This is a genomic window from Candidatus Limimorpha sp., from assembly GCF_056203535.1.
On record NZ_JBADWU010000091.1, the window covers coordinates 1 to 25,232 of the forward strand.

A 25,232-nucleotide genomic window follows, 5' to 3' on the forward strand; every position below is an offset into this window, starting at 1 on the left:
ATTTGTTCCTTTGTAAACTTCATTTTAAGTCTGTTATTTAGAGTTTGGGCACCCTAAAGATACAGACTTTTAAGGGATTGGACTGATTGGCCAATCCCTTTTTTAGCCTCTGCGCTCAGACACACTTTTTGGGACAGTATCAATTTTGTTCCAAAAAACGACAATAAATTGTGTATCAATCATATATTCGACACAATCTTCCAATTCAACGAAGACATTTACGGAAACATATCCGCGTGCGTTTCATCGACCGCATCCGTCCCGAAGTGAAATTCAATGGTTTAGAGTAACAGAAAGCCCAATTAGGCCGCGACAAGGAAAAGGCTTTGGAAATATTGAAAAACAGCCATCAATAAAATTACAATGTCGTTGCCAAATCAATCAGAAATGATTTAATTTCTGCATCTGATGGCGCATTCACCAGATAATCAACTTCTTCTGTATAATCAATATCATCAAAATAGGATAACTGGGAACGAAACAGTTTATCGGAAAACAAATCACCAAAAATCATTATCGCCCTGTCAATAATCTGTTGCAATGTGAATTTATCTTTCAGCAAAAAAAACAAATCCACATAATCTTTCCATTTTGAACGTCTGCCAAGAGCATAAGCTTTCATTGCAGCTAAATCCAATAAATCGGGAATACGGATGACCTTTTCAAAATCATTCTTTGCCTCAATTTGAAATGGATACTGAAAAAAAGTCATCTTTACATTGTTAGCGATAAGATTCAACTGTTCAGTGACATTTCTTGTTATTGTAAAATTGACATTTGAACGGCTCAGTTTTTCGACATTTTTCTTGGCACTAATCATTGAAAACTTAAACAAGTCAAAATCAATGGAACGGCGATGACCAAGATATAAAGCGATGGCCGTACCACCAACCAAATAGTACTCTCTTTTAAACTCCCGAATTACAGGGAGCAAAGACATCTGGTCATCATTCAATATCTCTCTGTGAAACATAACGGTTGAAAAGCAAAGTGAAATAGTTATAGATTTCGGGATAATAATTGCCTATCTGTCTTTCCTTGGCTGCAAAAAACACCGAAGCCACTTTTTCGATTCCCATAACAGTAAACAATTCCCTGACATCATCCATCGTGCCATAATTAAGAATAGTCTCAACTAACAGACTATCACTAATATCTTTTTTTGAGGCTACTGGAGTATACCAAAAAAGAGGATTGTGTTTTTCTATGAATTGTTCCCTTGTCATTAGATTCCTTTTTTGCAAAATTACATATTTTCTCTCGAAAACAAGAACATTTGACTTATTTTGCAAACCCGCACATTACATCTTCCGTCATGCGCTGCACCGTCCATTCGTCGAGCGGGAAAGCGCCGATTTTGCGGTAAAAGGCCAATGACGGTGCATTCCAATCCAAGCAAATCCATTCCATGCGGCCACAGTTGCGCTCAACGGCGATATTAGCCAGATATTTCAGAATGGCTTTGCCATAGCCTAAGCCGCGCTTTTCGGGAATGATGAAAAGGTCTTCCAAATACAAACCCTTGCGCCCGACAAAAGTTGAAAAATTATGGAAAAACAAGGCAAAACCAATCGGCACGCCATCCTCTTCCGCCAAAATGACTTCGGCGGCCTTTTCAACAAACAATGAGTTATAAAGTGTTGGTTCATCAGCGATTACTTCGTTGGAACACTTTTCATAGTCAGCGAGTTTCTTGATGAAATCTAAAATCAAAGCCGTATCTTCGGGCTGGGCTTGACGAATATTGAAATTTGCCATATTTAATTGTTTAGTTATTTAATCGTTTAATTGTTGTGGAAGAAAACTATTAACTGAAAACCATTAACTGATAACTGAAAACCGTTAACCGACAACTGACAACAATAACTCATAACTTCAATCAAATGTTTTTCAACCACTTCCATTGGAAAATCAGCATATAGAACACGCCAACGGTGATGGCAGAGTCAGCGAAATTGAAAATCGGACGGAAGAAAATGAAATGGTCATCAGGACCAAAGAAAAAGTCGGGCAGCCAGGAAGCATTGTCGCACGCCACGTCGATAATTGGAAAATACAGCATATCAACGACTTTGCCATGCAGCCAGCCTGCATAACCGCCGCCTTCAGGGAACAAAGCCGCCAATTGCGTAAACGTGCTTTCGCTGAAAATCTGTCCGTAAAACACACTGTCGATGATGTTTCCAATGGCACCGGCAGTAATCAATGAAATGCCAAACAAGACCCCGAACTTGGTGTTTTTCCTTGAAAGGCGAATTAAAACAATAAACAAAGCAATGACTGCCAATATTCTGAAAATGCTCAGAACCAGCTTCATGCTACCACCATCGAGCCAACCGAAAGCCATGCCGTTGTTTTCGACAAACAGCAGCTTGAACCAATTGCCAAATACCGGAATTTCTTGACCGATGGTCATGTGCAACTTGACCCAAATCTTCAGAATTTGGTCAATAAGCAGCACAATAAAAATAACTAAAAACGACTTCGCAAAGCCGTGAGAACCAGTTTTTTTCACTTTCTCTTTTTCTCGTTCAGTTTTGCTTCAATACATTTTGTCGTAATCGGCACACAGCGTAATCTTTCCTTTGGAATCAGTTTGCCAGTCACGGAGCACACGCCGTAGGTCTTGTTCTCGATGCGCATCAAGGCAAATTCAAGGTCGCGGATGTATTTCTCCTGACGTGCGACAAGTTTTGCGTTTTCCTCTTTCTGAGCCACTGCCTGACCTTCTTCCAAAATCTTGAAAGTCGGTGCGGTATCATCGGTACTGTGTTCTCCACCCGTAAGGTTGGCGTTCAATGTTTCCAGACTTTCTTTTGCCTGAGCAAGTTTTTCAAGAATCAAAACCTTGAATTCTTCCAGTTCCTCATCGGAGTAGCGCACTTGCTGGACTTCGTTTTTCTTATTATCGCTGTTCATATTGATGCAATTTAGTTGGTTAATAGTCTCAAAATATTTTCGCTAAAATAGCAAAAATTCCAATATGATGAAAAAAATTGCTGCTTTTGCCAAAATTACCTGTAGCAAACTACAATAATTGAGGCAAAAGCAGCAAAATCGGATTATTTTTCTGCTTTCAGTTCCTTAATCTGTAGTTTCACACTGATGTCTTTTGTCAGTTCGTAAGACTCACAATTGGTAAGAGAAAAAACTTTCTTAATAGTTTTAGCCCTAGTTTCTGTACAAATATAATTTTTATAGTTTCCAATAGAAGTATCAACCAAATTATTACCTTGAGTATCATACACAACATCTATTTGGTTTAAAACTTCATAATTATGGATTTTACGATAATTCTGAATACGGTTCACAATTTCGCGAGCTAAACCTTCCTGCAACAGTTTATCGGTGATGGTCATGTCAAGGGCAACGGTCATGTCGTCTTGCGATGTCACTGCCCAACCCGGAATGTCCTGAGTCGAAATCAAGGCATCTTCGAGGACCAAGTCAACCGAAACGCCATCAACATCAAGGTGAGCACCGTTGTTCTTCTCAAACTCGTGGATTTGCTCCTGCGTCATGTTTGCAAAGAAAGCGGAAATCTGCTTCATCTGCTTGCCATAACGAGGTCCCAAAGTCTTGAAGTTCGGTTTCACGCTCTTCACCAAAACGTTATTGTCAGCCGACAGGAAATCAATGTCCTTAATGTTGACTTCGCTCATAATCAGGTGCGAAATCTTTTCCAACTGGGCTTTCTGTTCATCGTCGGCAACCGGAATCATAATCTTCGACAATGGCTGACGCACTGGGATATTGGCTTTCTTACGCAGCGAGAGCACCAGAGATGAAATCAGCTGGGCGGCTTCCATTCTGCTTTCCAAAGCCTTGTCAATGAGTTTTTCGTCAGCGACTGGGAAGTCGGTCAAATGGACGGATTCGGCAGCGTTTCTGCCAGTAGCCCTATTCAAGTCGCGGAACAACTGATCGCTGAAGAACGGAGCGATTGGTGACGACAGACGAGCCACGATTTCCAAGCAGGTGTAAAGTGTCTGGTAAGCCGAAAGCTCGTCCTTGGTGTCGCTTTTCCAAAAACGACGACGCGACAGACGCACATACCAGTTGCTCAAGTGAGCATCGACAAACTCCTGAATGGCACGGCCTGCACGGGTCGGTTCAAATGACTTGTAAGCATTATCGACATTGATAATCAAAGTGTTCAGTTCCGACAAAATCCAACGGTCGATTTCCGGACGCTCTGCAATCGGGAGGTCGGCTTCTTCGTAGTGGAAGTTGTCGAGGTTGGCATACATGGCGAAGAATGCGTATGTGTTGTAAAGTGTTCCGAAGAACTTACGGCGCACTTCATCGACACCGGCTTCGTCAAATTTCAGGTTGTCCCAAGGCTGCGAATTGGTAATCATGTACCAACGCACGGCATCGGCACCGTACTTTTCGATGGCGCCAAACGGGTCAACGGCATTGCCCAAACGCTTCGACATCTTGTTGCCGTTCTTATCGAGCACCAACCCATTGGAAATGACGTTCTTATAAGCAACGCTATCGAAGCACATCGTAGCAATGGCATGAAGCGTGAAGAACCAACCGCGGGTCTGGTCGACACCTTCGGCGATGAAATCAGCCGGGAAGACATCCTTGCCCAACTGGCCTTCCTTGCCCATATAGTGATACTGAGCGTAAGGCATGGCACCGCTATCAAACCAAACGTCAATCAGGTCTGGTTCGCGGAACATCTTCTTGCCGCTTGGCGAAACAAGGATAATGCCATCGATATAAGGTCTGTGCAAGTCGAACTTGGTGTAGTCTTCGCTTGCATAAGGATTTTCGGTCATGAAACCGGCCTTGATTGACTTCTCAATCTCGGCGCGGAGATCTTCGACACTGCCGATGCAGATTTCCTCTGCGCCATCTTCGGTGCGCCAGATTGGCAATGGTGTGCCCCAATAACGTGAACGCGAGAGGTTCCAGTCGACGAGGTTTTCCAGCCAATTGCCGAAACGGCCACTGCCTGTTGCTTCAGGCTTCCAGTTGATGGTTTTGTTGAGTTCAATCATGCGGTCCTTGACGGCAGTCGTGCGGATAAACCAGCTGTCCAAAGGATAATAAAGCACAGGTTTATCGGTACGCCAGCAGTGCGGATAGTTATGGGTGTGCTTTTCGCTCTTGAAGAGTTTGCCGCGTTCCTTCAGCCAAACCACGATGTCGACATCCAACGACTTGTCTTTGTCGGTCTTTGTCGGGTCGTAGGCGTTCTTCACGAACTGGCCAGCGTATGGGCCATAACCTTCAGCATCAACATTATTCTTAACGAAATCAGGGTCAAGGTCTTCCAAAAGGAAGAATTTACCTGTGCGGTCAACCATTGGCTGAACCTTGCCGTCCTTGTCGATCATTTGCAATGGCGGAATGGCGTTCTGCATGGCGACGCGCTTATCGTCGGCACCAAATGTAGGCGCGATGTGAACGATGCCCGTACCGTCTTCCGTGGTGACATAATCGCCAGGAATGACGCGGAAAGCGCCTTCGCCCGGATTGACCCAAGGAATCAGCTGTTCGTATTCAAGGCCAACGAGTTCGGAACCCTTGCAAGTGCCAAGCACTTCGTAAGGTAGTTTCTTGTCGCCGGCTTTGTAATCCTCAAAACTTGGCTTTTCGGTTTCGGCCGGGAAGAATGAACCCATCAAAGGCTTGCCGATGATGACGCAAATCGGTTCGCCACTCACCGGATTGACAGTCTTGACGAGATTATATTCAATGTTTGGACCAACGCACAATGCCGTATTTGAAGGCAAAGTCCAAGGCGTTGTTGTCCAAGCGATTACCTTTGTATCGGCAAAAGCGGTATCGGTACCGAAAGGCAATTTGGTGAATTTGCTCTGTTCGGCTTTCAGGCTGAAAATGGCCACGCAGGTCAAATCCTTAACGTCGCGGTAGCAGCCCGGCATGTTCAGTTCATGCGAACTCAGGCCTGTGCCGGCAGCCGGCGAATAAGGCTGAATGGTGTAGCCTTTATAAAGCAGACCTTTGTCGTATAGCTTCTTCAGCAGGAACCACAAGGTCTCGATATATTCATTCTTGAAAGTAATGTAAGGATCGTCGAGGTTGACCCAATAACCCATCATGCGGGTGAGTTCGTCCCATCTGTCCTTGTATTTCAACACTTCCTCGCGGCAAGCGCGGTTGTAGTCGTCGACGCTGATTTTCTTGCCAATGTCTTCCTTGGTGATGCCCAATTTCTTTTCGACACCCAGTTCCACAGGCAGACCGTGGGTATCCCAACCGGCCTTACGGACGACATACTTGCCGTTCAAAGTCTGGTAACGGCAGACAATATCCTTGATGGTACGGGCCATGACATGGTGGATGCCAGGCAGACCGTTTGCACTCGGCGGACCTTCAAAAAACACAAAGGAGTTATCCTTGTCGCGACTATCGAGACTCTTTTGGAAAGTCCCATTCTCCTCCCAAAACTTGCGGATTTCGTTGGCAGTTTCGGTGAGATTCAACTGTTTGTATTCCTTATAATTACTTTTCATCTTGATGAAGTAAAAAATTTAAGAGGCAAAAATACGAACTTTTCAAATAATTTGGGCAAGAAATACAAAAAAACACTTTTCATTTTCAGAAAAATCCATACTTTTGCTCCCGATATTTCAAGAAAATCGGAAGTGGCACTCCCGATATTTTGGGAAAATCGGAAGTAGAATATATATTATTTACCTATGATTCAACGATATTACAAATTATTTGATGAAATCGAAGATGGAAGTGTATTTCTGTTTGGTGCCCGCCAGACTGGCAAAAGCACTTTCCTCGCACAGCAATTTGGAAACGCCGTCACTTTCGACCTTTTGAATGGTGAAATCAAGCGCCGTTTCCGTTTGCATCCATCTTTGTTGTTTGAATTGCTTCAGGACAAGCCCGCAGGCACAATCGTTGTCATAGATGAAATACCGGAAGTGCCCGAATTGCTGAATGAAGTTCACCGGTTGATTCAACAGAAACAGCTGAAATTCGTTCTTTGCGGAAGCAGCGCACGAAAACTGAAACGAAAAGGCTATAACACCTTGGGCGGCAGGGCTTTTCCATGCTATTTTTATCCTTTTGTCAGCGCCGAACTTCCAGATTTGGATTTGGACAAGGCCTTGCTTTATGGAATGTTGCCGCCCGTTTACTTGGCAAAAAATCCAAAACGGCAGTTATCAAGCTACATCAATGTTTACTTGAAGGAAGAAATCGAGGAAGAGGCTTTGTCGCGCAATTTGGAAACGTTTATCCGCTTCATGAATGTTGCAGCCTTAACAAGCAGTGAAATAGTGAATTACAGCAATATAGCCTCAGATTGCAGTGTAAGTGCCAAGACCGTGAAGGAGTACTTTTCCATTTTGGAAGACACGCTGATAGGTTATCTTGTGCCAGCCTACACAAAGGCGACGAAACGGAAAGTTTCGCAATCGCCAAAATTCTATTATTTCGATGTTGGCGTTTACAACTACCTGATGAACAGGACTTCACTTTCGCAAGGCACACCCGAATATGGTCACGCATTTGAGCATTTTGTAGTTCAGGAAATCAGGGCCTATTTGGGTTATACGCATAACGAAAAAAAACTCAGCTATTGGCACACCTATACCAACAAGGAAATCGATGTCGTCATCGGTGAAGCTGAGTTTGGAATTGAAATCAAATCAACGGAGGAAATACAGTCTAAGCATTTGGGAAATTTCAAGGATTATCACGATGAGTTTCCCGAAAGCCGTTGCATTATGGTGTCGCGCGACAAGTTATCGCGCCGAAGCGGTAATATCGAAATCCTTTATGTTTTCGATTTCCTGAAAATGCTTTGGAACGGCGAATTGTTCTGAAATTAAATCCTTTTTTGCGTTTGCTGGCGGTTTTTGGACGCATGCGATGCGTCCCTACAAATTATCACAAATTAAACGTCAATTATTTGATTATCAAATTAATGGATAATTGTTGACAATTTGCGTTGAAACCTCATCAGGCTCTCTTATAAATCAATATCTTATCTTTCTCAACAAAAGGAACGGCATGGCTTTTCAAGGTTCCTTCTTCCACCAAATCGACTTCCTTGTTCAACAAATCCTGCAAATCGAGGTAAATCTGAGTGAACCCAAACAACCCGATGTGTGCCGTCTTATCCAGCGCAACCAAATTATCCACATCGCTTTCCAAAGCCTGTTCTCCACGGGCGTAGGAGCCAAACAACCATGCCTTTAGCACTGGCTGCGTGGCAAGATAAGCCTGAATTATATCTATCATCAATTCCAAAATTAATACATTTCTTCCGAGCTTTCGTAGTCGTCGCCACCGCCGCTTTCCATGTCACGACGGTTGCGCTTGCCCATCTGTTGGTTGATGCGGTAGCTGAAATTCAGCGACATGGAAGTGCGGTTCCAAGTGCTGGTGCTGTATTGCCAGAAATTGTCGCCCCACGATTCGCCACCGTGACCGCGTGTGCCGAACACGTCACGCACATTGAAAGTGATGGTGCCGTTGCCTTTGAACACTTCCTTGCTGGCCGCAACATCAAGCCACCATTCGCCGTCGCGCATACCGAGTGGCTCTTTGTGCGGTCCCATGACATGCGCCGTAAGTTGAATGTCAAAGCCTTTCACAATGGTGAATTTCGACATCAAACGGGCAAAGCACATCCACGATTTGGTTTCATAATACTTGTCTTCAATGTAACCATTGGTGTTGGAACGGAAGAAATTGACATTGCCGTTCAAGTTCCACCACTTCAGGATTTGCCCTTGCACCACGGCTTCGGCACCGAAATCGTTTGCCTTGCCGAAATTGATTGGCATACTGTAATAAACGCCATCTTCCTCATAGGTGTAATGCCGTATCGTATTGGTTCCGTGACGGTAATACGCCGTGAAATTAAATGTCGTCTGATCCCAGAAATGGATGTAGCCCAATTCGTAACTGTCCATGAAAGTCGGCTTCAAGGCGGGGTTGCCCATGCGGATATTACGGTTGTCGTTGTACGAGCGGAACGGACTCATCTGCCAAAAACCAGGACGACGGATGCGGCGTGTATAGCTCACCTGCAACTGGTTCTTTTCGTTGAATGAATAATTGATATGCGCACTTGGAAACAGGTTGATGTACGGGTCGCCGCCGTTAATGGAATCGGTGCCGTCGTGGGCATAGCCTTTCAGGTTTGTATAGATGTCGGTCAATTCGGCACGCACGCCGACCTGTGCTGACCAACGCCCCCAGTCATTGCCAAGACTTGAATACAAGGCCGCCACATGTTCGTAATAATCAAAGTCGTAGCAATAATCTGACAACGGAACGTAGGTGTTTGTGCTATCCTTTTCCGAAACTGACGATACATTATTAATATCGCGGTAAGTATATTTCGCGCCAATCTCCCATTGCGCTTTTTCGGCAAATGGATGCACATAGTCAATCGTGCCTTGCAGATTGCGCATAGTTTCGTCTTCCTTGGTTTTTTGCGATAGTTGCGAAATGATGTGATTCATGGTTTGCGGACTTTGGTAAAGGTTTTCCGTGATGTCAGAATGTGAGTTTTCAAAGTCCTGAAAATAACGCAATTCCGCTTTCAGGCTACGGCCTTTGCGTTCAAATGTCTTGTCGTAGGTAGCCGAAATCTCAAACATGGGTGATTTTTCAAACCAGTCTTCGGAACGCTCATCGTATGACGAGGAATCGGCAAGTGGATAAACATCTGAATATTTGACTATTGGATGGGAAGAGTTTTTGCCGTAACGCACCATTCCTGACAAACTTACGATGTCGTTGTCTGTAATGTAATAATCGGCACCGAGGCGGAAATTAATGCCATCGCGCTTCATGGTACGGTCGGTGGTCTGATTGGTAATTTGTTCAAAAACAGTGTCTTTCTCTTGTTCTACTGGAAGGAAACGCTTGGTCTCGTTAGTGCCGCCACCGATATTGGAGCGATGATTGTAGCCCACGCTGCTGAACAGATTCCAACGTTTCAGACGGTAATTGCCCGTAAACGAAGCTCCGTATTGCCAAGGATAGCCGCCACGCACATTCAAGGCACCGTTGAAGCCCTGACGCTTGTCTTTCTTCAAAACGATATTGATGATGCCCGCCGAACCTTCGGCATCGTAGCGCACCGAAGGGTTGGTGATAACTTCCACGCGTTCAATCATATCGGCCTGCAAGGTGCGCAAGGCATCCTGTGTGCTCATGCCCGAAAGTCCCGATTCCTTGCCATCGACCAGAATGCGCACTCCGTCGTCGCCTCGCAGACTGACATTGCCTTCCACATCGACGGAAACGGCAGGAATGTTTTCCAAAACCTCAATGGCATTGCCGGCCGAGTTGCTGACATCTTTGCCGACATTGAAAACACGCTTGTCCAAAGTCATTTCGTAGGTGCTGACTTCGGCCACCACATTCACCTCATTCAGTATCTGGCTGTCGGGCGAAAGGGCAATTTTCCCCACCTCGTAAGGGTTCTTTTTCCCGTCAAGCGTGATGTTCTTATAGGTCGGCACAAAGCCCATGAATTGGACTTCAAGCACATAACGTCCTTTCTCCAATTGCATTGAAAATGAACCTCCTGGCTCGGTAATGCAACCTTGAACAAAAGTCGAGTCAGGTAAGGAGCAAGCCCGCACCGTTGCATATTCCATAGGTGCGCCCGAAGTGTTGTCAATCACTTTTCCCTTGACGGTGATGGCTGCCAATGCAGTTTGTGCAAAACAAATAATAGTCAGCAGTATAGCCAAACGAGTTTTCATATAAAAATAAGATTTGACGTTTTCAATTACGGTTTGCAAAGATAGCAAAATTCGGTGAAATTCTCTTAGTGTTAAATATGGAATCATCTTTTTTACGGAATGAAACGAAAAAATATCGGGTTGGATGATTTATTATTGGGTAAGTAGTCAAATTTAAATTGCAATATGAATTGGTTATCGGTTTTCAGTTGTCGGTTATCGGTGGTGATGCGCCTTACCGAACTTATCCAGTATTATGTCTGTACAGTCCAAAAAGTCTAAATGTCAAATAGTCTAAGAGTCCGAATCCCCCGTAACTCTAAATTCAGAATGTAAACTAATTTAGCACACTTACTTAAATAAATGAGACCGACCAAATTGGCCGGTCCCATTCAAGATATTAGAAAAGCAAGGTTCATTTATGTTTGAACCTGAAGCTCTTTCCTTCCTTGTGCATTCTGCGCACACCCACAAGACGGATTTCGCTTTCTTCAACGCGGACATAGTTCTTGAGGTTCTTACCGTATGAACGTTTATAAACCAGCCAAGCGGTAAAGCCGTAGAAGAATGCCTGAACCCACAAGCCGATTAATTCCGGCTTGACATCTCTTACCAAAGCCCCCATGTTGTTGATTTTCACAAATCCGTTGATGCCGAATGTGGATGGGAAGAACCATGACACCACGCGCCAGAATTTCGGCACAGCGCAGGTCGGCCAGGAAATGCCCGAAATGAACATCAAAGGAACCGACATGAACATAAACATGATGATAAAGACTTCTCGGTCGTGCGACAATCCGGAGATTGTTATGCTGAAAAAGACACAGGCCAATAGGTAAGGGAACATAAACGCAAGCACTTCCTTCAATTGCCAGATATGGATGAGATTGAACATGCTTGGAACGATGAAGAACAGATAAGCACTCATGGTGACATAAATCGAAACGTATGTCGAGGCTTTTCCGAAAAGCATCTCGCTCGGTTTTTTGCCCACTTGATAGCGCAAAAGGATACCTTTGCGTTTCTTCTCGCGCTCGTTACCTGCCAGCAGGCCGATGCCGACCAACATTGTCTGTTGGATAACCAACATCAATACGGCGGGGATGACATAACTGGCAAATCCACTTTGGGTGTTAAACATTGGAACATACTCGTATTCAATCGGATAACAGAACAAAGACGTTTGTTCTTCCGTAGCTCCAGGCATACGTTGGGCTTTTATGTCCATGTTCATTTCCAAGGAAACTTCAGTGCATGAAGAGTACAATGCTTCGTAATACAGCAAACTACCCATGTCGGAAAAAAGTTCAATCGTTGACTGGCGACCTTGTTCCAATTCTTTCTCAAATTCTTCAGGAATGTAGATGATGCAATAGGCTTTACGTCTGTAAACCAGTTCTTTCGCTTCCTGCATTTCGGCACAATGGCCAACAATATCCACCTCGCAAGTTGCATCCACCTTACGGATAAATTCGCGGCTAAGAGCAGTATTTGCATTATCCACCACAACCGTTGCTACCTCTCGCGTTGCCTCATGGCTATAAAGATATGAGTATATGACAGGGTAAACCAGTGGGACAATGAAGAAGAAAACGACCGCACCTTCGTCGAAAAGCGAGTTGCGCATCTCGACACGCCATATCTCGAGGATATTAAGCATCCAATTTGATATATTCTGTAGCCACTTCATTTTATTTCGTGTATTGGTAATTCAACAAACAATGTTTCAATCTAAATGGCAACAACAGCGGCAAACCGATGAATATCAGCAATGCAGCGATGTTTCCTACACAATAACGCAAAGGCAGTCCGTCCAAAGCCAAACTGATATAACTCAGGTAGTAATGACGCAACGGGAATAACGATGACAGTGCTCTCAACGAGGCAGGGAATGCGATTTCGGGGAACGAAAAGCCCGAAATAGGGAATGACAGAACGCCCCACAGCGTAGCGATGCTCAATGCCCAACGCAACGACGGCAGCAATTCACAGACGAAGACTGCAAATGACTGGGCGGCGAAAATAAACAGCACGGAAATCAGTGCCATTGGCCATATTCCGCAATTCAGCGGGAAATTGCTGCAGAAATAGAGCATTGCCATGTAGATTCCACCCATTACAAGCCACACAGCCATTTGAGGAATAAGTTTTCCGGCCAAGGCTGTGAAAATGTTGTCTTTCGCCATAGCCAGCCATTCCACCGCCGTCTCTTCCTTAATTTCGCTGTGAATGGAGTAGGCGGTCACGAGGAAAATGATAAGCATCAGGATACCCGGCAGCAAGATGTTTGACAGGTACACCGAATAGTTAAGCAAAGGATTGCTAATAGGATGTATATCCACCTTGATAGGCTGCAAGACGGCCATGGCTTGCGCTTCGTTGTAACCTTTCGCGTAAAGCGTGGCTCTTGTAAGTGCTGCTGAAGCATATTCTGCCATCATCTTCATATCGCGGTATTCCAATAAAGCTGGAACCAGATAGGAAGTGTTGGCGTAGAATGATATTTTCGGCTGTTTGCTTGCCAAAGCCAATTCCGTTGTTCCTTTTGGAATGTAGAAGAAAGCGTAGATGCTTCCGTTCTGCAAGGCCTCTCGTGCATCGCCGAAATTGGAATACTGCGCCGTTATCTGCGTCTGCTGAAAAGCGTCCAGATTACGCAACACCTGTCTTGTCACCGAAGTGTTGTCTTCATCGACGACGCCGACAGGAATGTCGGTAGGCAGACCGCTATCCATCAAAGTCAGGAAGAACGTAAAGCACATTAAGGGAGCCAGTATCATGCAATACAGATAGACAGGCCGTCCCGTAAGGCGCTTTATTTCACGCTGCATTACAAGCCGTATAGGTCTTGTCTTCGACATGATGCTTATTATTTGTTCAGTTGATAAAGAACACTCATGCCAGGACGAAGATCAGGAATGTTGGCAATTGGCCTAGCCCGCACTTCGAAAGTCTTCAGGTCATATTGACCGGTCTGTTTCGTGGCTTTCCAAGCTGCATAGTCGCCCAAGTCTTTCATGTAATCCACCTTGACATCCATGTTCATGCCCAAGGCAGGAACGAACACTTCAACCTCTTGACCTATCTTGAATTGCAGCAACAGGTCTTCGCGGACATTGAAAGTGGTCCATTGGTCGTCCAACTGGGCGATGCTCATGATTGGAGCGCCGGTGCCGACAAGCTCGCCGACATGAGGATAGATTTCCTGTACTTCGCCGTCGGCGTAGGCAGTGAGGATGGTTTCGTTAATGTAGGAATTCACTTCGGCCACAACGCCTTTTGCTTGAAGCACTTGAGCGGCAGCCATTTCCTTGTCTTCTCTCTGGGCACCGTTCATGGCCATGTCGTATTGCGACTTGGCGGCCTTTTCGGTTGCTACGGCAGCATCGTACTGGGCTTTCACTTCATCATATTTCTGCTCGCTGACGACACCTTCTTTAAAAAGGTTTTCAACACGGTTGAACGATTTCTTTGCGATTTCGACACCGACTTTTGCTTTCTGCCACATTTCGTAAGCACCTTGGATCTGTTCCTTGCGTGCTCCGTTTTCGGCTTTTGCACTTTGTGCTTCGGCAGCAGTCCTGACGGCTTCGGCCTGGGCTTTCTTTGCTGCAACTTCAGGAGCTTCCAAAATGGCCAAGGTATCGCCGGCTCTTACCATCTGGCCTTCCTGAACCCTGAATTCAAGAATGCGGCCCGGCACCTTGCTTGAAACCCTGTACTCGGTTGCTTCGGCTTGTCCTTGGATGTATTCATCCGCTTTGTTAAAGGTGATGACACCTATCACACACACGATAATGATAACGGCCCCTAAAACGGCCAATGCTAAAAACGTGTTGATTTTTTGACTTTTAATTGTATCCATTTTTCTTATTTTTTTATTGTTTCTAATTAATTATTCAAGTTGTCCGACAGCCTTGCGCAGGTTCACGCCCGCCATGATTCTGTCAATCTTCGCATCAATGAATTCCGAATGGGCTTTCATCCAGCCGGTTTGTGCTTCGTTCAGCACGATGGAAGTGACAATGCCTTCGCGGAAACCGATGGTTGCCATTCTGAGGTTCTCTTCGGCATCGTCCATCTTGTCCTGGGTTAGTGTCAAGCGGGAATCAGCTTCCGAAATCTGCTTTTCGCATTGGCTCACCTGGAGCATGATTTTCTCCTTAGCCTCTTCGTAGTTGAGTTGGGCAATCTTCGCCTCTTCCTTCGACATGCGAACCTTATGATAGCCCTCTCCCCAATGGAAAAGCGGTATCTTGGCTACGACGCCAAAATTCCACATGCCATGAAATTCCTTCTGGAATCCGTTGAAGCATGACGGATTGGAAATCAGATAATTGCCAAAGGCTGCTACGGTCGGGAGAAATTCCGAACGTGTGATGGCGATTTTTTTGGCATACATGTCGTTGGCCAAGCTCAGGCATTTCAGTTCGGGACGGTTTTCCGCGATCGACTCGTCCTGATAGGACAACGATTCGTTAACCACGAGAACGTCTTCCAGGTCTTCGTCTGCCAAAGTGAACTCCGTGTCGAGCGGCAGTCCGCATTGTTCGCAAAGCAACATTTTCGACAAGGCCAAACCGTTCTGGACCTTAATCATGGTGGTCTGGGCTTCGTTCAGTTTCACTCTCACTGCCATTTCATCAGATGCGGTGGCAAGGCCTTCGGCTACCACTTTCGAGACATCTTCCGACATGGACTGAAGCAGGTCGACATATTGCTGGGTGAGTTTCAGCTTGTTGGCCAACGAAACGATTTGCCAGTAAACCTTATCGACACTCACAATGATTTCCTGTTTCTGCATTTCGAGTTTCGATTCGGCCAGTTCCTTGGCATCGGCGGTGATTTTGTTGTAGGCCACGATTTTGCCACCTACGTAAATCGGCTGCTGAACCGAAACCATGCCTGCATAAATGTTTCTCGTGTCGGGATGAAGCATATCGGAAAGCTCGTCACCCAACCCATTGATTGCCTCAGCCACATGATATTCATTCCAATCGGCAATCAGCTGCTGGACGAGAGGACTGGTCTCCATGAGAATAAGCATCAAAGGATCTGTTTGGGCATAGCTGATGAAATTTTGCACCATCCCATCGATAGCCGTTCCCGCACTCGTCAAGGCTGCCGTATAATCGTCGTTAATCAGCGCGATGCCTTTGCTGTTGTGCATGTAGGTGCCTGTTGCCGAGAACTTAGGAAGATAGTTGGTGAACGCGGCCTGCTTTTCATACTCGGCCTTGTTGACTTCCTCCTGGGCGATTTTCAATTGCTTGTTGTTTTCCAATGCCAGACTGTGGCACTCTTCCAAAGACATCTGTCTCTGAGCTTCCGCCGAATACGACATGCAGCATATCAGCAGAAGTAAAACGATGTTTTTCAGATAATTCATAATTGTCATTAATTGATTAATTCAGTTTGCAAAGTTACGACAAAACAAATGATTATTGAATATCTATTTACGAATAAAAAATTTCAAAAGGTAGAAAAAATGCTGTTTTTCGCATTGCAGTCAACAGAATAATCCGTATCTTTGCGATTCTTAAATTTATAATTATGAAAGAATTGGTTTTTCCGATTCCTTATCTCAAGGAAAGTGCTCCTGTAGATCAGGCTATATGCGTCGGCGACGACATTTTTATTGCCAATTGTGTGAGTCTGAAAAAGTTCAAACGGTTGCTGGAGCTTTGCCATATCGATGATCTTGTGGCTGTGTATTGCAAAAGCAACAGTCTCAGATGTCGTGTTGATTTTGAAGAGTTTACCATTTCGGAAGGCATGATGATCATGAAGTTGCCGAGCAAAAGCATCTGCATTTCGGAAGAAAACGGGAAAGACATCGACCTGATTGTCATGATTATATCGAAGCAGTATCTCGCAAATCATAAGTTGGACATTATCAATATGTTGAATGAAGTGGTCAGCGTGTTCAACAATCCATGTTTCAGTTTGTTACCCGAAGAACGCAGCTTGTTTGAGCAGCACATCAGCCTCTTGTCCGAGACCTCTCGTTCCGAATACGCCTATGTAAAGGAAAGCGTCCATCATCTCGTTTCCTCGGTTTTCTGTCTTTTGGGCAGTTTCGTGTGTCGTCAGATTACGAATCAAAACATTGAAATACAATCTGTTTCGATGCGGAACAAACTGGTTTTTGACCGTTTTTTGAATCTCGTCAAGCAATATCATACAGAGCAGCGCAATGTGATTTTTTATGCCAACAAGCTCTGCATTTCGCCCAAATACTTGTCAAAAATCGTGAAATCGGTCAGCGGTTTTTCGGCACCGCAATTGATTGACCGTTTTGTTGTCCGTCAAGCTCAGCAATTGCTGAAAAACAGCGATTTGTGCATCAAGGAAATCTCCGAAGAACTCAATTTTCCCTGCCCATCGTTTTTCTACAAATATTTCAAGAAACACACAGGAATGACACCAAAGCAATACCGCGAAAGCTGAAAATGTTTGATTGTTTTTTTGTTTAACTGTTTATTTGTTGATCACGTTGGGTTTGATTTGTTGAACCGTCGGATAATGTTCCATGATTTGAATCTGCCAATTTTTATCCATCATTTTAGGCAATTATATATTTTTTGACCCGCTCGACCTCGAAGAGGTCACATTTTTGTTACCATATACAAGCGAAGCGACGTGTAGGGCAGCTACATCCATCATATATGTTGGTTTTGTGCATGCCCCACACTATGTATGGGGTAACAGAAATCGCATCTCTCTGAGATGCAGCCCGACAATGGACAAGACTTCGGCTATCAACATAGGTCGAAAAGCACATAGCTCCCTTTGTGATAGATAATTGAAAATCAAATCCCATATTTGTTATTGACCGCGCATCGGGCGAATCGAGCGAATATGGACTTGCGTCAGCAAGTCCCAGCCTGCCGGATACAGGACGATAATCTCATAGACCCTCGACGAAGTCATGGATTATGCGAAGCGGATTACCCGTTCGCCTATTGTTCGCCTATTGTTCGCCTACCGTTCGCCTACTGTTCGCCTAGCTATCGCCTTTCCTATTGCTCATTTAGCATGGGATGACAGCCCGAAATCATGGCAAAAACATACAATTTGTCCTTTTTAATAACCAATACATGCAACCCCCCTTTTTCTATCCACCTTTGAATCTCGTAACCTCTCGATTCAAATCTGCCTTTCGGCTTTTTTCAACCTGCATCTTTCATTCTGGGTCTAAAAGTATATTATTCCTCATTTTATTTCGCAAAGGATGTCGCTCACAAGTTCGCTTCGCCCATTCAATAAATAATCTGCTTTTTCAGAGCGTGAAGGTATTCGCTCCGACAACAAGTCAATGGAGTACTATTTCCATCTTCCTTTTTCCTTCATTCTTTCTCCTTTTTCCTCTTTCCGAAAACCGACTTCATTCTCTACTTTCACACATTTTTAAAGGAAAAAATCAGATTCATTGCAAAAATCAATTACCTTTGCATCTTTAAGATAACATTAAAAACTCAATATCATGTTTACAAAAGACGTTTATGCTGGCCGTCGCGCCACGTTGAAAAAGGAACTCAATGCAGGTTTGGCTTTCTTTCCTGCCAACAACGAAGCTCCTTTCAATTACCCTGACAACACTTATATTTATCGTCAGGACAGCAATTTCTCCTATTTCTTTGGCTTGAATTATCCTGATTTGGTGGGTGTCATCGATTTCGAGACAGGTGATGAAATTCTTTTCGGACAGGAAGTCACCGTCGACGATGTGATTTGGTGCGGCCCGCTGCCATCGCTGAAAGAGCAGTGCGAAAGCATCGGCATTACCGATTGCCGCGATTTCAGCAAGTTTGGCGAATATCTTCAGCAAGCCATTGCCAAAGGCCGTAAGATTCACATTTTGCCGACCTATCGTGGCGATACTCAGATGCAATGCGCCAAATGGCTGAATGTCAATGTTGATGCGGTTGCTGATTTCGTCAGCGTCGAATTAATCAAGGCTGTCATCAAGATGCGTGAAGTGAAATCGGCACTCGAAATCGAGGAAATGGAACGCGCCGCCAACACTGCCTATTACATGCACACCACGGCCATGAAAATGTGCAAGCCGGGCATGGTTGAACAAGAACTTGCCGGTATGGTCGAAGGTCTTTCGCTTTCGGGCGGCGGCCCTGTTTCGTTCCCTGTCATCCTGAGTGTCAATGGTCAGACTTTGCACAATCACGGTCATCGCAACGTGTTGCAGGAAGGCCGCATGATGGTTTGCGATGCCGGTGCCGAGACCGAAAACTATTATGCCAGCGATTTCACCCGCACAACGCCGGTGGGCGGTAAATTCAACCAACGTCAGCGCGAGATTTACGAAATCGTGCTGAAAGCCAACATGGAAGTGGCCGCCAACACGCGTCCTTACATGCCTTATATGGAAATGCACAAATTGGCTTGCCGTACCTTGATTGATGGCTTGAAAGACGTTGGCTTGATGAAAGGCGACACCGAAGAGGCGCTGCTGGCTGGTGCGCACTACCTCTTCATGCCTCACGGCCTGGGTCACATGCTCGGCATGGATGTTCACGACATGGAAGGCCTTGGTGAAACATACGTCGGCTATGATGACATCACGCCACGTTCCACCAAGCAAGGTTTCAGCTGCCTGCGCTGCGGCAAGACCTTGAAACCAGGCTTTGTTGTCACCGACGAACCTGGCATTTATTTCATCCCGACATTAATCGACCTTTGGAAAGCCGAAGGCAAGCACAAAGATTTCATCAATTATGACAAGCTGGAAACCTATAAGGATTTTGGCGGCATTCGCATTGAGGATGATTTGCTGATTACAGAAAACGGCTGCCGCATTTTGGGCTGCCCGATTCCTAAGACAGTTGCCGATGTCGAGGATATGTGCGCCCAAGGCAGAGAATGGATCAAGATGCCTGGACTGTACTGATTGCAAGATAGTTTACATTATTTTTCAGACAGATACGGAGTGGCCATCGGCTGCTCCGTTTTGCTTTCATTGATAGGGGAGAGATAATTTTGGGAAATAATTTCAAAATCTCAACTTTTCACACTCCAAGTCCCAACTTTTTACTATTTTTGCCGCCCGAAATTTTTCACATAATACTATACTTTAATGACAGAAAGAGAAAGCACTGGTAAGCGTCCACGCACCAGGAAGACTGTAGAACATCACGATGAGTTCCTACAGGGCAAATCCTTCAGATTTTCTCACCGCGATGGTGACGAAGAAGGAAGAGAAGAAAGAAGAGAAAGAAAATTCGGTGACAAGCCGAGAGGTGAACGCCGTTTTGATGACAACCAAGGTGACCGCAAGTTCGGTGACCGTCCTCGCCGCCCCTTCGACGATGAAGAACGCGGTGAACGCAAATTCGGCGACCGTCCACGCCGCCGTTTCGATGACGAAGACAAGCCGAGAGGTGTCCGCAGATTTGACGACAAGCCAAGAGGCCGCAAATTTGACGATGACAAACCGAGAGGTGAACGCCGCTTCGACGACCGTCCAAGATCACGCCGTTTCGATGATGACAAACCACGTGGCGAACGCCGTTTTGAGGATCGCCCACGTCGCCGTTTCGATGATGAAGACAAGCCAAGAGGCGAACGCAGATTTGAAGACCGTCCTCGCCGCCGCTTCGACGATGATAAACCGAGAGGTGAACGTAAATTCGACGACCGCCCAAGAAGCCGTCGTTTCGATGACGACAAACCACGTGGCGAACGCCGTTTTGACGACCGCCCACGCCGTCGCTTCGATGATGACAAACCAAGAGGTGAACGCCGCTTCGACGACCGCAGAGGCCGCCGTTTTGAAGACGAGAACGAAGAAGCTCCACGCAGAGGCCGTAAGGGTTATGTCCGCGAAAAAGACCCGATGTACGACCGTCCGAAGGCAACTGGCGAAATCCGCTTGAACAAATATCTCGCCGACTGTGGCATCTGCTCACGCCGCGAGGCCGACGACCTGATTAAGGCTGGTTGCGTCACCGTGAATGGCGAAGTCGTCACCACAATGGGTTTCAAGGTTAAGACCGAAGACAAAGTCGTTTATGGCGGCCAGACCCTGAACCGCGAGAAGCTCCGTTATATCCTGCTGAACAAGCCTAAAGGCTACATCACGACAGCCGACGACCCATACGAGCGCGACACCGTCATGGAACTCGTTGAAGGCGCTTGCGAAGAACGCATCTTCCCTGTTGGCCGTCTGGATAAGCTGACGACAGGTCTCTTGCTTTTCACCAACGATGGCGATTTGGCAAAGAAACTCACCCACCCAAGTAGCGAAGTGTCGAAAATGTACCAGGTGACTTTGGACAAGGCTTTGACCAAGAACGACCTGCTCCGCATTGCCGAAGGCATTGAACTCGACGATGGTCCTATTGCCGCCGATGCCATTTCATACGTTGAAGGCGACGAAAGCAAAAAGGAAATCGGCATTGAATTACATTCGGGCCGCAACCGTATCGTCCGCCGCATTTTCGAACACCTCGGCTACGAAGTCGAAAAGCTCGACCGCGTGATGTTCGCCGGCCTCGACAAATACAAACTTCCTCGTGGCGAATGGCGTTTCCTCACCGATATGGAAGTGAATATGCTGAAGAAAATTTGATTGTTTGAATTGTAGCGATGCACCGCGTGCGTCTTGCGCTTCAAATTATCGACAACGTTACCAAAAGCAAAAAGCTCTAAGCCAAATGCATATAATTTGCTGGCTTAGAGCTTATTTTTGTTTGAATATATTGTCTGGTAGAGACGTAGTGCGCTACGTTTCTACTTTCAAGGTTGCAGTCCATTCCACGAATGAAAACTTTTAATAGTTTTGCAGAAAATCCATCGGGAGGAACAAGCCATGATACTCAAGAAAGTTTTATACTATGTTCACAAGTACAACAAGAACGCATGGTATATAACGCCATTTCGAGAAGACATATTTGTCATTTACGCTGTGAGCTTTTGGATTTTCATATTAACAACAATAATATGTTTTGCCGTTTGCCTTTTCATAAAAAACATTCACCCGTCAATTTTATGTGTTCCACTGTTCGTCTCCTTTGGTTGTTTCACTGTAATGGATGTTCTTTGTTCCATTGCAAAGAAGAAACACAAAATATTCGATGACATCGACAAGGCATACGACATGGAATTTGAAAAGTCATTTCGCATCAAAGCCCAGCTTTTTGTCGGAATTCCGTGGCTTTTAACGATGATAATGGGAATTGCAGGACTCGTGTTTTTGATTTGTATTATGATTAAAGCAAATCACCACTAAGACGGGCAGCAATGCTTCTCTAATAATGCAAAAAGCTCTAAACCGAAAGCAAATTCTTGCGGATTTAGAGCTTGTCGTTTTAAATGTAAAGACCGATCAGATTGCCTTCACAATATCCTCAAAACTCCTTTCATCTTCCAATCCATTCATTTTCTCCTGTTTGATGCGCGATTTGCGGCGGGCATAGGAGTTGGTCTGCAAATTCATCAGGATGGAAATGACCTGATTGCTGAAGCCTTGTTTGGTGAGACAGCAGATTTGTATGTCGCTTTTTGTCAGATTCGGATATTGCTTGGTGAGGCGTGCAATGAAATTGCCGTAAACCTTATCGATGATTTTCACGAAATCGTCCCACTCGCTTTCCTTGAGTTCGAAATCGATAGTCGAAGTGGTGATTTGCTCGTTGAGCGCCAAGGCGGTGACATACACCTTATTCTTCTTCAACTCAAGCTCCAACTCGTTTTTCATCTTTTCAGCCTTCAGTTTCTCTTCAAGCATATTCTTTCGCAAAAGCAACGCAATGATTATCAATGCGACAACCAGGATAAAAAGAATGAAATACAATCGGAAGTTCTTCAACTTCTGTTGGGCTTGCAGCGTGTTTTTCTGACTTTGCAAGTCGTATTCCGCCTTGATGCGTTGCACTTGTTCGGCACGATGGTCTTGGTCGGCTTGCATCATATTCTCGTTGAAATGTTCATGACATTCAAGAGCTTTCTGATAGTCGCCTGCAAACTGATAAAGGTTGCAGAGGCACTGGTAGGCCGACATGCGGATACCTGCTTGTTCGCTCTTGATAGCGTTACTAAGATGATGGAAAGCGAGACTGTCCTGCTCAAGATAATAGTATGCCAAGCCAAGATTGAGGTGACAGATGTCGGGACGTTCGCTGGCAACGAGTGCTTCCGTAGAAGCTGCAATTGCCTTGGCATAGTCCTCGGAGGGCAAGTAAATGTCGCGTGCCGTTTCGGTAAGGATTAAGGCAGCAAAGGAATTGTCATCCAATCGCTTTGCAATCTGCAAAGCCTCATCATAAAGGGTTGTTGCTTCCTCAATTTGTCCTACATTTGCTGCGGCACGACCTTGATCGCGAAGCGCAGCCAGCAATATGGTGGAGTCGTTCAGTTCACGTGAGAGGGAGACGGCATCGGCAAGAAGCGGCAAGGCTTCGTCGAAGAGACCATGGAGCCAATAAGTCGCGCCAAGATTGTCTTCGATTTGGGCTTTCAGCCGTTTTGTCTCGGGCTGCTCGGTTTTGCAACGGTCGATGGCTATCAATGCCTTGCTGAAAGCATCGGCAGCAGCCTCGGTCTGGCAGGCAGCGCGCAGTTCCACGCCTTCGTTGAAGTGCTTCTGTGCTTCTTCAAGGCATTTCGTCTCTTGGCGGCAAGCCGAAAGGGCAAACACCAAGAAAAAGATAAATCCAAAATGGCAGCGCGTCTTCATCGCTTCACAAATCTCATGGTTTCACCTTCAACCGTTAGGAAATACATTCCGGCAGACAGCGTCTTGATGTCAATCTGCTGATTTTCGCTTTCGATGTTGCCTTGCATTACTGTCTGTCCAATCGTGTTGGCAATTTTATATTCGGCGTTTGCTGGTAGAGACGCGCCATGGCGCGTCTCTACAACGAGAACGCCATTGGCAGGATTCGGATAGACAGCAAAACCATTAGTATTTGTTTCAATCATGCCAAGGTGATACTGATCGTACACCTCATCGCAGTCGTGTTCTCCGATTTTTAGAATCAAAACACCATTCATCCAATAGCAGCGCAAGCCTTCCACGCGATAGTCTTTGTCACGGTTCATCAGTTTTTCGGGGAAGAAACTGGTGAGATGGCCAAGGCCGGCGATAATGTCGCCGCTGAATATTCCGTTTTCGTCACTCACATGCAACATGCGATAACGCTCTCCCTCGTTTTCGTAGTATCCGACCGAATCGACATGCATGACAATGCTTTCGTAGCCCACCTTGATTTCCCATGCTTCGCCCTGAGTGGCACCAAAATCGTAAAGCGTGGTGAACTCCTGCAAGTCCTTGTTCCACCAGTAAACCTTGCCGTTTTCCTCGTAGACATATTCGTGGGTCACTTCAGTGATTTCATTGCGGTCGTATTGCGTATTGCTGCGCACAATCACCTTGGGTCGTTTGTTTTCAATGACAGTGTCGGTCTGACATTCCAAATGCTGGTATGTTACCGAGCCGTTATCATTCTGGATTTCGTAGTACCATTCATTATTGATGTCAATGCTCCGTGCGTCAATGGCCATGTTAGTAATGTTGTCATTGTTGCCATATTGTTGAAACACTTCGAAATTTTTCCAGATGCAAGCTTTGTCTTCTTTCTTGCCGCACACATAGATGTCAGAAGGTGTAGCATAGATGTTGGTTGCGTAATTGCCGTCAAAATTAGAAAGCATTGTCTGATAGCCATGACCATCTGCAATTTTAACAACATTATGAACAAATCCATGAGGGTAGTTATAAATGTAATATATTTCTCCTGCAAAAGCACATATTTTTGAATGGCCCGAATCAAGACCCCAACTGACATAATACTCATTGTCTTTTAAAATGACACCGATGGTTATCCACTCGCCTGCATCAACATCCATATATCCATTTGTGAAAATAAGCCCATTGTCAACCGAAATTTCATTAGCAACGGAATAGGTAACTGAATCAAATGGATGTTGCTGCTGGAAGATGAAATGCAATTCGTTTTCTTTCCACACGGCGGCCTGTTTTGTTCCATTTGTTGTAATGTAACCGCAGAAATAGGGGATGCCAGTACGATTGTCCACATCGGCAGCATTGACAGATGTGGGGCGTATTCCATCGCCTATTTGCCAATAAGGCGAAAAGTCGTCACCTTGCAAAACAGCTCCAACCATTACTGAATCCGAGTTGTATAGCTGACCGACGGCATACAATGTGTCGTTGAGGCAATAGAAATCCTTGAGCTGAAATCCGTCGGGAACAGAGAGAGCCTCATTGTTCTTCCTGATTTCCTTGTGGTGAATGTTATCGTTGGGGTCGTAATAATCCACCATCCAATACACATCGCCTTCCGAATTGAGCATTACCTTTGATGCCTTCGTGGAATAGTTGGAGCCTTGAACCGTGTAAAGTCTGGTTCCATTTTTGTATAATGCACCTCTCGTTTTGGTGCCTGTTGCATAATATCCTGTAGCATAAATGTCTTGTGCAAAGTTGCAGCTGGCTATGGCCATCAACATAATAATAAGGAATAACTTTTTCATAGTATGTTAATT

18 protein-coding genes are annotated in these 25,232 nt (G+C 45.3%); 4 read left to right on the forward strand and 14 right to left on the reverse strand.

What is annotated here, in order from left to right:
* Window positions 1–358: 358 nt before the first annotated feature.
* The 6 genes from AC06MN_RS10635 to ileS all read right to left on the reverse strand — a co-directional run bounded on the left by AC06MN_RS10635 (window position 359) and on the right by ileS (window position 6,494).
* Entirely contained in the window at window positions 359–940 is a 582-nt protein-coding gene (locus AC06MN_RS10635; RefSeq protein ID WP_475672356.1) for a nucleotidyl transferase AbiEii/AbiGii toxin family protein, read from the reverse strand.
* Between the two features lie 7 nt (window positions 941–947).
* Entirely contained in the window at window positions 948–1,226 is a 279-nt protein-coding gene (locus AC06MN_RS10640; RefSeq protein ID WP_475672357.1) for a hypothetical protein, read from the reverse strand.
* 55 nt (window positions 1,227–1,281) lie between these two features.
* Entirely contained in the window at window positions 1,282–1,758 is a 477-nt protein-coding gene (locus AC06MN_RS10645; protein ID WP_475672358.1) for an N-acetyltransferase family protein, read from the reverse strand.
* A gap of 121 nt (window positions 1,759–1,879) precedes the next feature.
* Complete coding sequence (locus tag AC06MN_RS10650) at window positions 1,880–2,515, reverse strand: lipoprotein signal peptidase (RefSeq protein ID WP_475672359.1); 636 nt, start codon at window positions 2,513–2,515, stop codon at window positions 1,880–1,882.
* Window positions 2,512–2,919: a TraR/DksA family transcriptional regulator gene (locus AC06MN_RS10655; protein ID WP_475672360.1), complete on the reverse strand. Its 408-nt coding sequence runs from the start codon at window positions 2,917–2,919 to the stop codon at window positions 2,512–2,514. The genes AC06MN_RS10650 and AC06MN_RS10655 overlap by 4 nt, the downstream gene beginning before the upstream one ends.
* Before the next feature lie 143 nt (window positions 2,920–3,062).
* A complete protein-coding gene (ileS, locus tag AC06MN_RS10660; protein WP_475672361.1) occupies window positions 3,063–6,494 on the reverse strand; it encodes an isoleucine--tRNA ligase in 3,432 nt (1,143 codons plus the stop codon).
* Window positions 6,495–6,680: 186 nt separating this feature from the next.
* On the opposite strand from ileS, the gene AC06MN_RS10665 reads away from it, so the two are divergent.
* Entirely contained in the window at window positions 6,681–7,823 is a 1,143-nt protein-coding gene (locus AC06MN_RS10665) for an ATP-binding protein (RefSeq protein ID WP_475672362.1), read from the forward strand.
* A gap of 136 nt (window positions 7,824–7,959) precedes the next feature.
* Here the strand turns inward: AC06MN_RS10665 and AC06MN_RS10670 are convergent, their stop codons facing one another.
* From AC06MN_RS10670 to AC06MN_RS10695, 6 genes are all read right to left on the reverse strand, one after another.
* Window positions 7,960–8,241, reverse strand: coding sequence for a nucleotidyltransferase family protein (locus tag AC06MN_RS10670; RefSeq protein WP_475672363.1), 282 nt, complete (start codon window positions 8,239–8,241; stop codon window positions 7,960–7,962).
* A gap of 11 nt (window positions 8,242–8,252) precedes the next feature.
* Window positions 8,253–10,727 carry a TonB-dependent receptor gene (locus AC06MN_RS10675; RefSeq protein WP_475672364.1) on the reverse strand — a complete coding sequence of 825 codons (2,475 nt, stop codon included), beginning with the start codon at window positions 10,725–10,727 and terminating at the stop codon, window positions 8,253–8,255.
* A 394-nt stretch (window positions 10,728–11,121) separates the two neighbouring features.
* Window positions 11,122–12,396, reverse strand: coding sequence for an ABC transporter permease (locus AC06MN_RS10680; protein ID WP_475672365.1), 1,275 nt, complete (start codon window positions 12,394–12,396; stop codon window positions 11,122–11,124).
* Window position 12,397: 1 nt separating this feature from the next.
* A complete protein-coding gene (locus AC06MN_RS10685; protein WP_475672366.1) occupies window positions 12,398–13,567 on the reverse strand; it encodes an ABC transporter permease in 1,170 nt (389 codons plus the stop codon).
* Between the two features lie 8 nt (window positions 13,568–13,575).
* Window positions 13,576–14,571: an HlyD family secretion protein gene (locus AC06MN_RS10690; protein WP_475672367.1), complete on the reverse strand. Its 996-nt coding sequence runs from the start codon at window positions 14,569–14,571 to the stop codon at window positions 13,576–13,578.
* 30 nt (window positions 14,572–14,601) lie between these two features.
* On the reverse strand, window positions 14,602–16,095 hold the full coding sequence (locus tag AC06MN_RS10695; protein WP_475672368.1) for a TolC family protein: 1,494 nt from the start codon (window positions 16,093–16,095) through the stop codon (window positions 14,602–14,604).
* 164 nt (window positions 16,096–16,259) lie between these two features.
* Between AC06MN_RS10695 and AC06MN_RS10700 the strand changes: the two genes are divergently transcribed.
* The 3 genes from AC06MN_RS10700 to AC06MN_RS10710 all read left to right on the forward strand — a co-directional run bounded on the left by AC06MN_RS10700 (window position 16,260) and on the right by AC06MN_RS10710 (window position 21,294).
* The gene (locus tag AC06MN_RS10700) at window positions 16,260–17,156 is read left to right on the forward strand and encodes a helix-turn-helix domain-containing protein (protein ID WP_475672369.1); all 897 of its coding nucleotides are present in this window, start codon (window positions 16,260–16,262) and stop codon (window positions 17,154–17,156) included.
* Between the two features lie 1,036 nt (window positions 17,157–18,192).
* On the forward strand, window positions 18,193–19,614 hold the full coding sequence (locus tag AC06MN_RS10705) for an aminopeptidase P family protein (protein ID WP_475672370.1): 1,422 nt from the start codon (window positions 18,193–18,195) through the stop codon (window positions 19,612–19,614).
* A 186-nt stretch (window positions 19,615–19,800) separates the two neighbouring features.
* On the forward strand, window positions 19,801–21,294 hold the full coding sequence (locus tag AC06MN_RS10710; protein ID WP_475672371.1) for a pseudouridine synthase: 1,494 nt from the start codon (window positions 19,801–19,803) through the stop codon (window positions 21,292–21,294).
* Window positions 21,295–22,050: 756 nt separating this feature from the next.
* Here AC06MN_RS10710 and AC06MN_RS10715 read toward each other — a convergent pair.
* On the reverse strand, window positions 22,051–23,400 hold the full coding sequence (locus AC06MN_RS10715) for a tetratricopeptide repeat protein (RefSeq protein WP_475672372.1): 1,350 nt from the start codon (window positions 23,398–23,400) through the stop codon (window positions 22,051–22,053).
* Entirely contained in the window at window positions 23,397–25,220 is a 1,824-nt protein-coding gene (locus AC06MN_RS10720) for a T9SS type A sorting domain-containing protein (RefSeq protein WP_475672373.1), read from the reverse strand. The genes AC06MN_RS10715 and AC06MN_RS10720 overlap by 4 nt, the downstream gene beginning before the upstream one ends.
* Between the last annotated feature and the right edge of the window lie 12 nt (window positions 25,221–25,232).

Bases quoted from the DNA above. Each gene is read 5' to 3' on its own strand.
- AC06MN_RS10635 (WP_475672356.1), bottom strand. From the start codon at position 940: ATGTCTTTGCTCCCTGTAATTCGGGAGTTTAAAAGAGAGTACTATTTG.
- AC06MN_RS10640 (WP_475672357.1), bottom strand. From the start codon at position 1,226: ATGACAAGGGAACAATTCATAGAAAAACACAATCCTCTTTTTTGGTAT.
- AC06MN_RS10645 (WP_475672358.1), bottom strand. From the start codon at position 1,758: ATGGCAAATTTCAATATTCGTCAAGCCCAGCCCGAAGATACGGCTTTG.
- AC06MN_RS10655 (WP_475672360.1), bottom strand. From the start codon at position 2,919: ATGAACAGCGATAATAAGAAAAACGAAGTCCAGCAAGTGCGCTACTCC.
- ileS (WP_475672361.1), bottom strand. From the start codon at position 6,494: ATGAAAAGTAATTATAAGGAATACAAACAGTTGAATCTCACCGAAACT.
- AC06MN_RS10665 (WP_475672362.1), top strand. From the start codon at position 6,681: ATGATTCAACGATATTACAAATTATTTGATGAAATCGAAGATGGAAGT.
- AC06MN_RS10670 (WP_475672363.1), bottom strand. From the start codon at position 8,241: ATGATAGATATAATTCAGGCTTATCTTGCCACGCAGCCAGTGCTAAAG.
- AC06MN_RS10675 (WP_475672364.1), bottom strand. From the start codon at position 10,727: ATGAAAACTCGTTTGGCTATACTGCTGACTATTATTTGTTTTGCACAA.
- AC06MN_RS10680 (WP_475672365.1), bottom strand. From the start codon at position 12,396: ATGAAGTGGCTACAGAATATATCAAATTGGATGCTTAATATCCTCGAG.
- AC06MN_RS10685 (WP_475672366.1), bottom strand. From the start codon at position 13,567: ATGTCGAAGACAAGACCTATACGGCTTGTAATGCAGCGTGAAATAAAG.
- AC06MN_RS10690 (WP_475672367.1), bottom strand. From the start codon at position 14,571: ATGGATACAATTAAAAGTCAAAAAATCAACACGTTTTTAGCATTGGCC.
- AC06MN_RS10695 (WP_475672368.1), bottom strand. From the start codon at position 16,095: ATGAATTATCTGAAAAACATCGTTTTACTTCTGCTGATATGCTGCATG.
- AC06MN_RS10700 (WP_475672369.1), top strand. From the start codon at position 16,260: ATGAAAGAATTGGTTTTTCCGATTCCTTATCTCAAGGAAAGTGCTCCT.
- AC06MN_RS10705 (WP_475672370.1), top strand. From the start codon at position 18,193: ATGTTTACAAAAGACGTTTATGCTGGCCGTCGCGCCACGTTGAAAAAG.
- AC06MN_RS10710 (WP_475672371.1), top strand. From the start codon at position 19,801: ATGACAGAAAGAGAAAGCACTGGTAAGCGTCCACGCACCAGGAAGACT.
- AC06MN_RS10715 (WP_475672372.1), bottom strand. From the start codon at position 23,400: ATGAAGACGCGCTGCCATTTTGGATTTATCTTTTTCTTGGTGTTTGCC.
- AC06MN_RS10720 (WP_475672373.1), bottom strand. From the start codon at position 25,220: ATGAAAAAGTTATTCCTTATTATTATGTTGATGGCCATAGCCAGCTGC.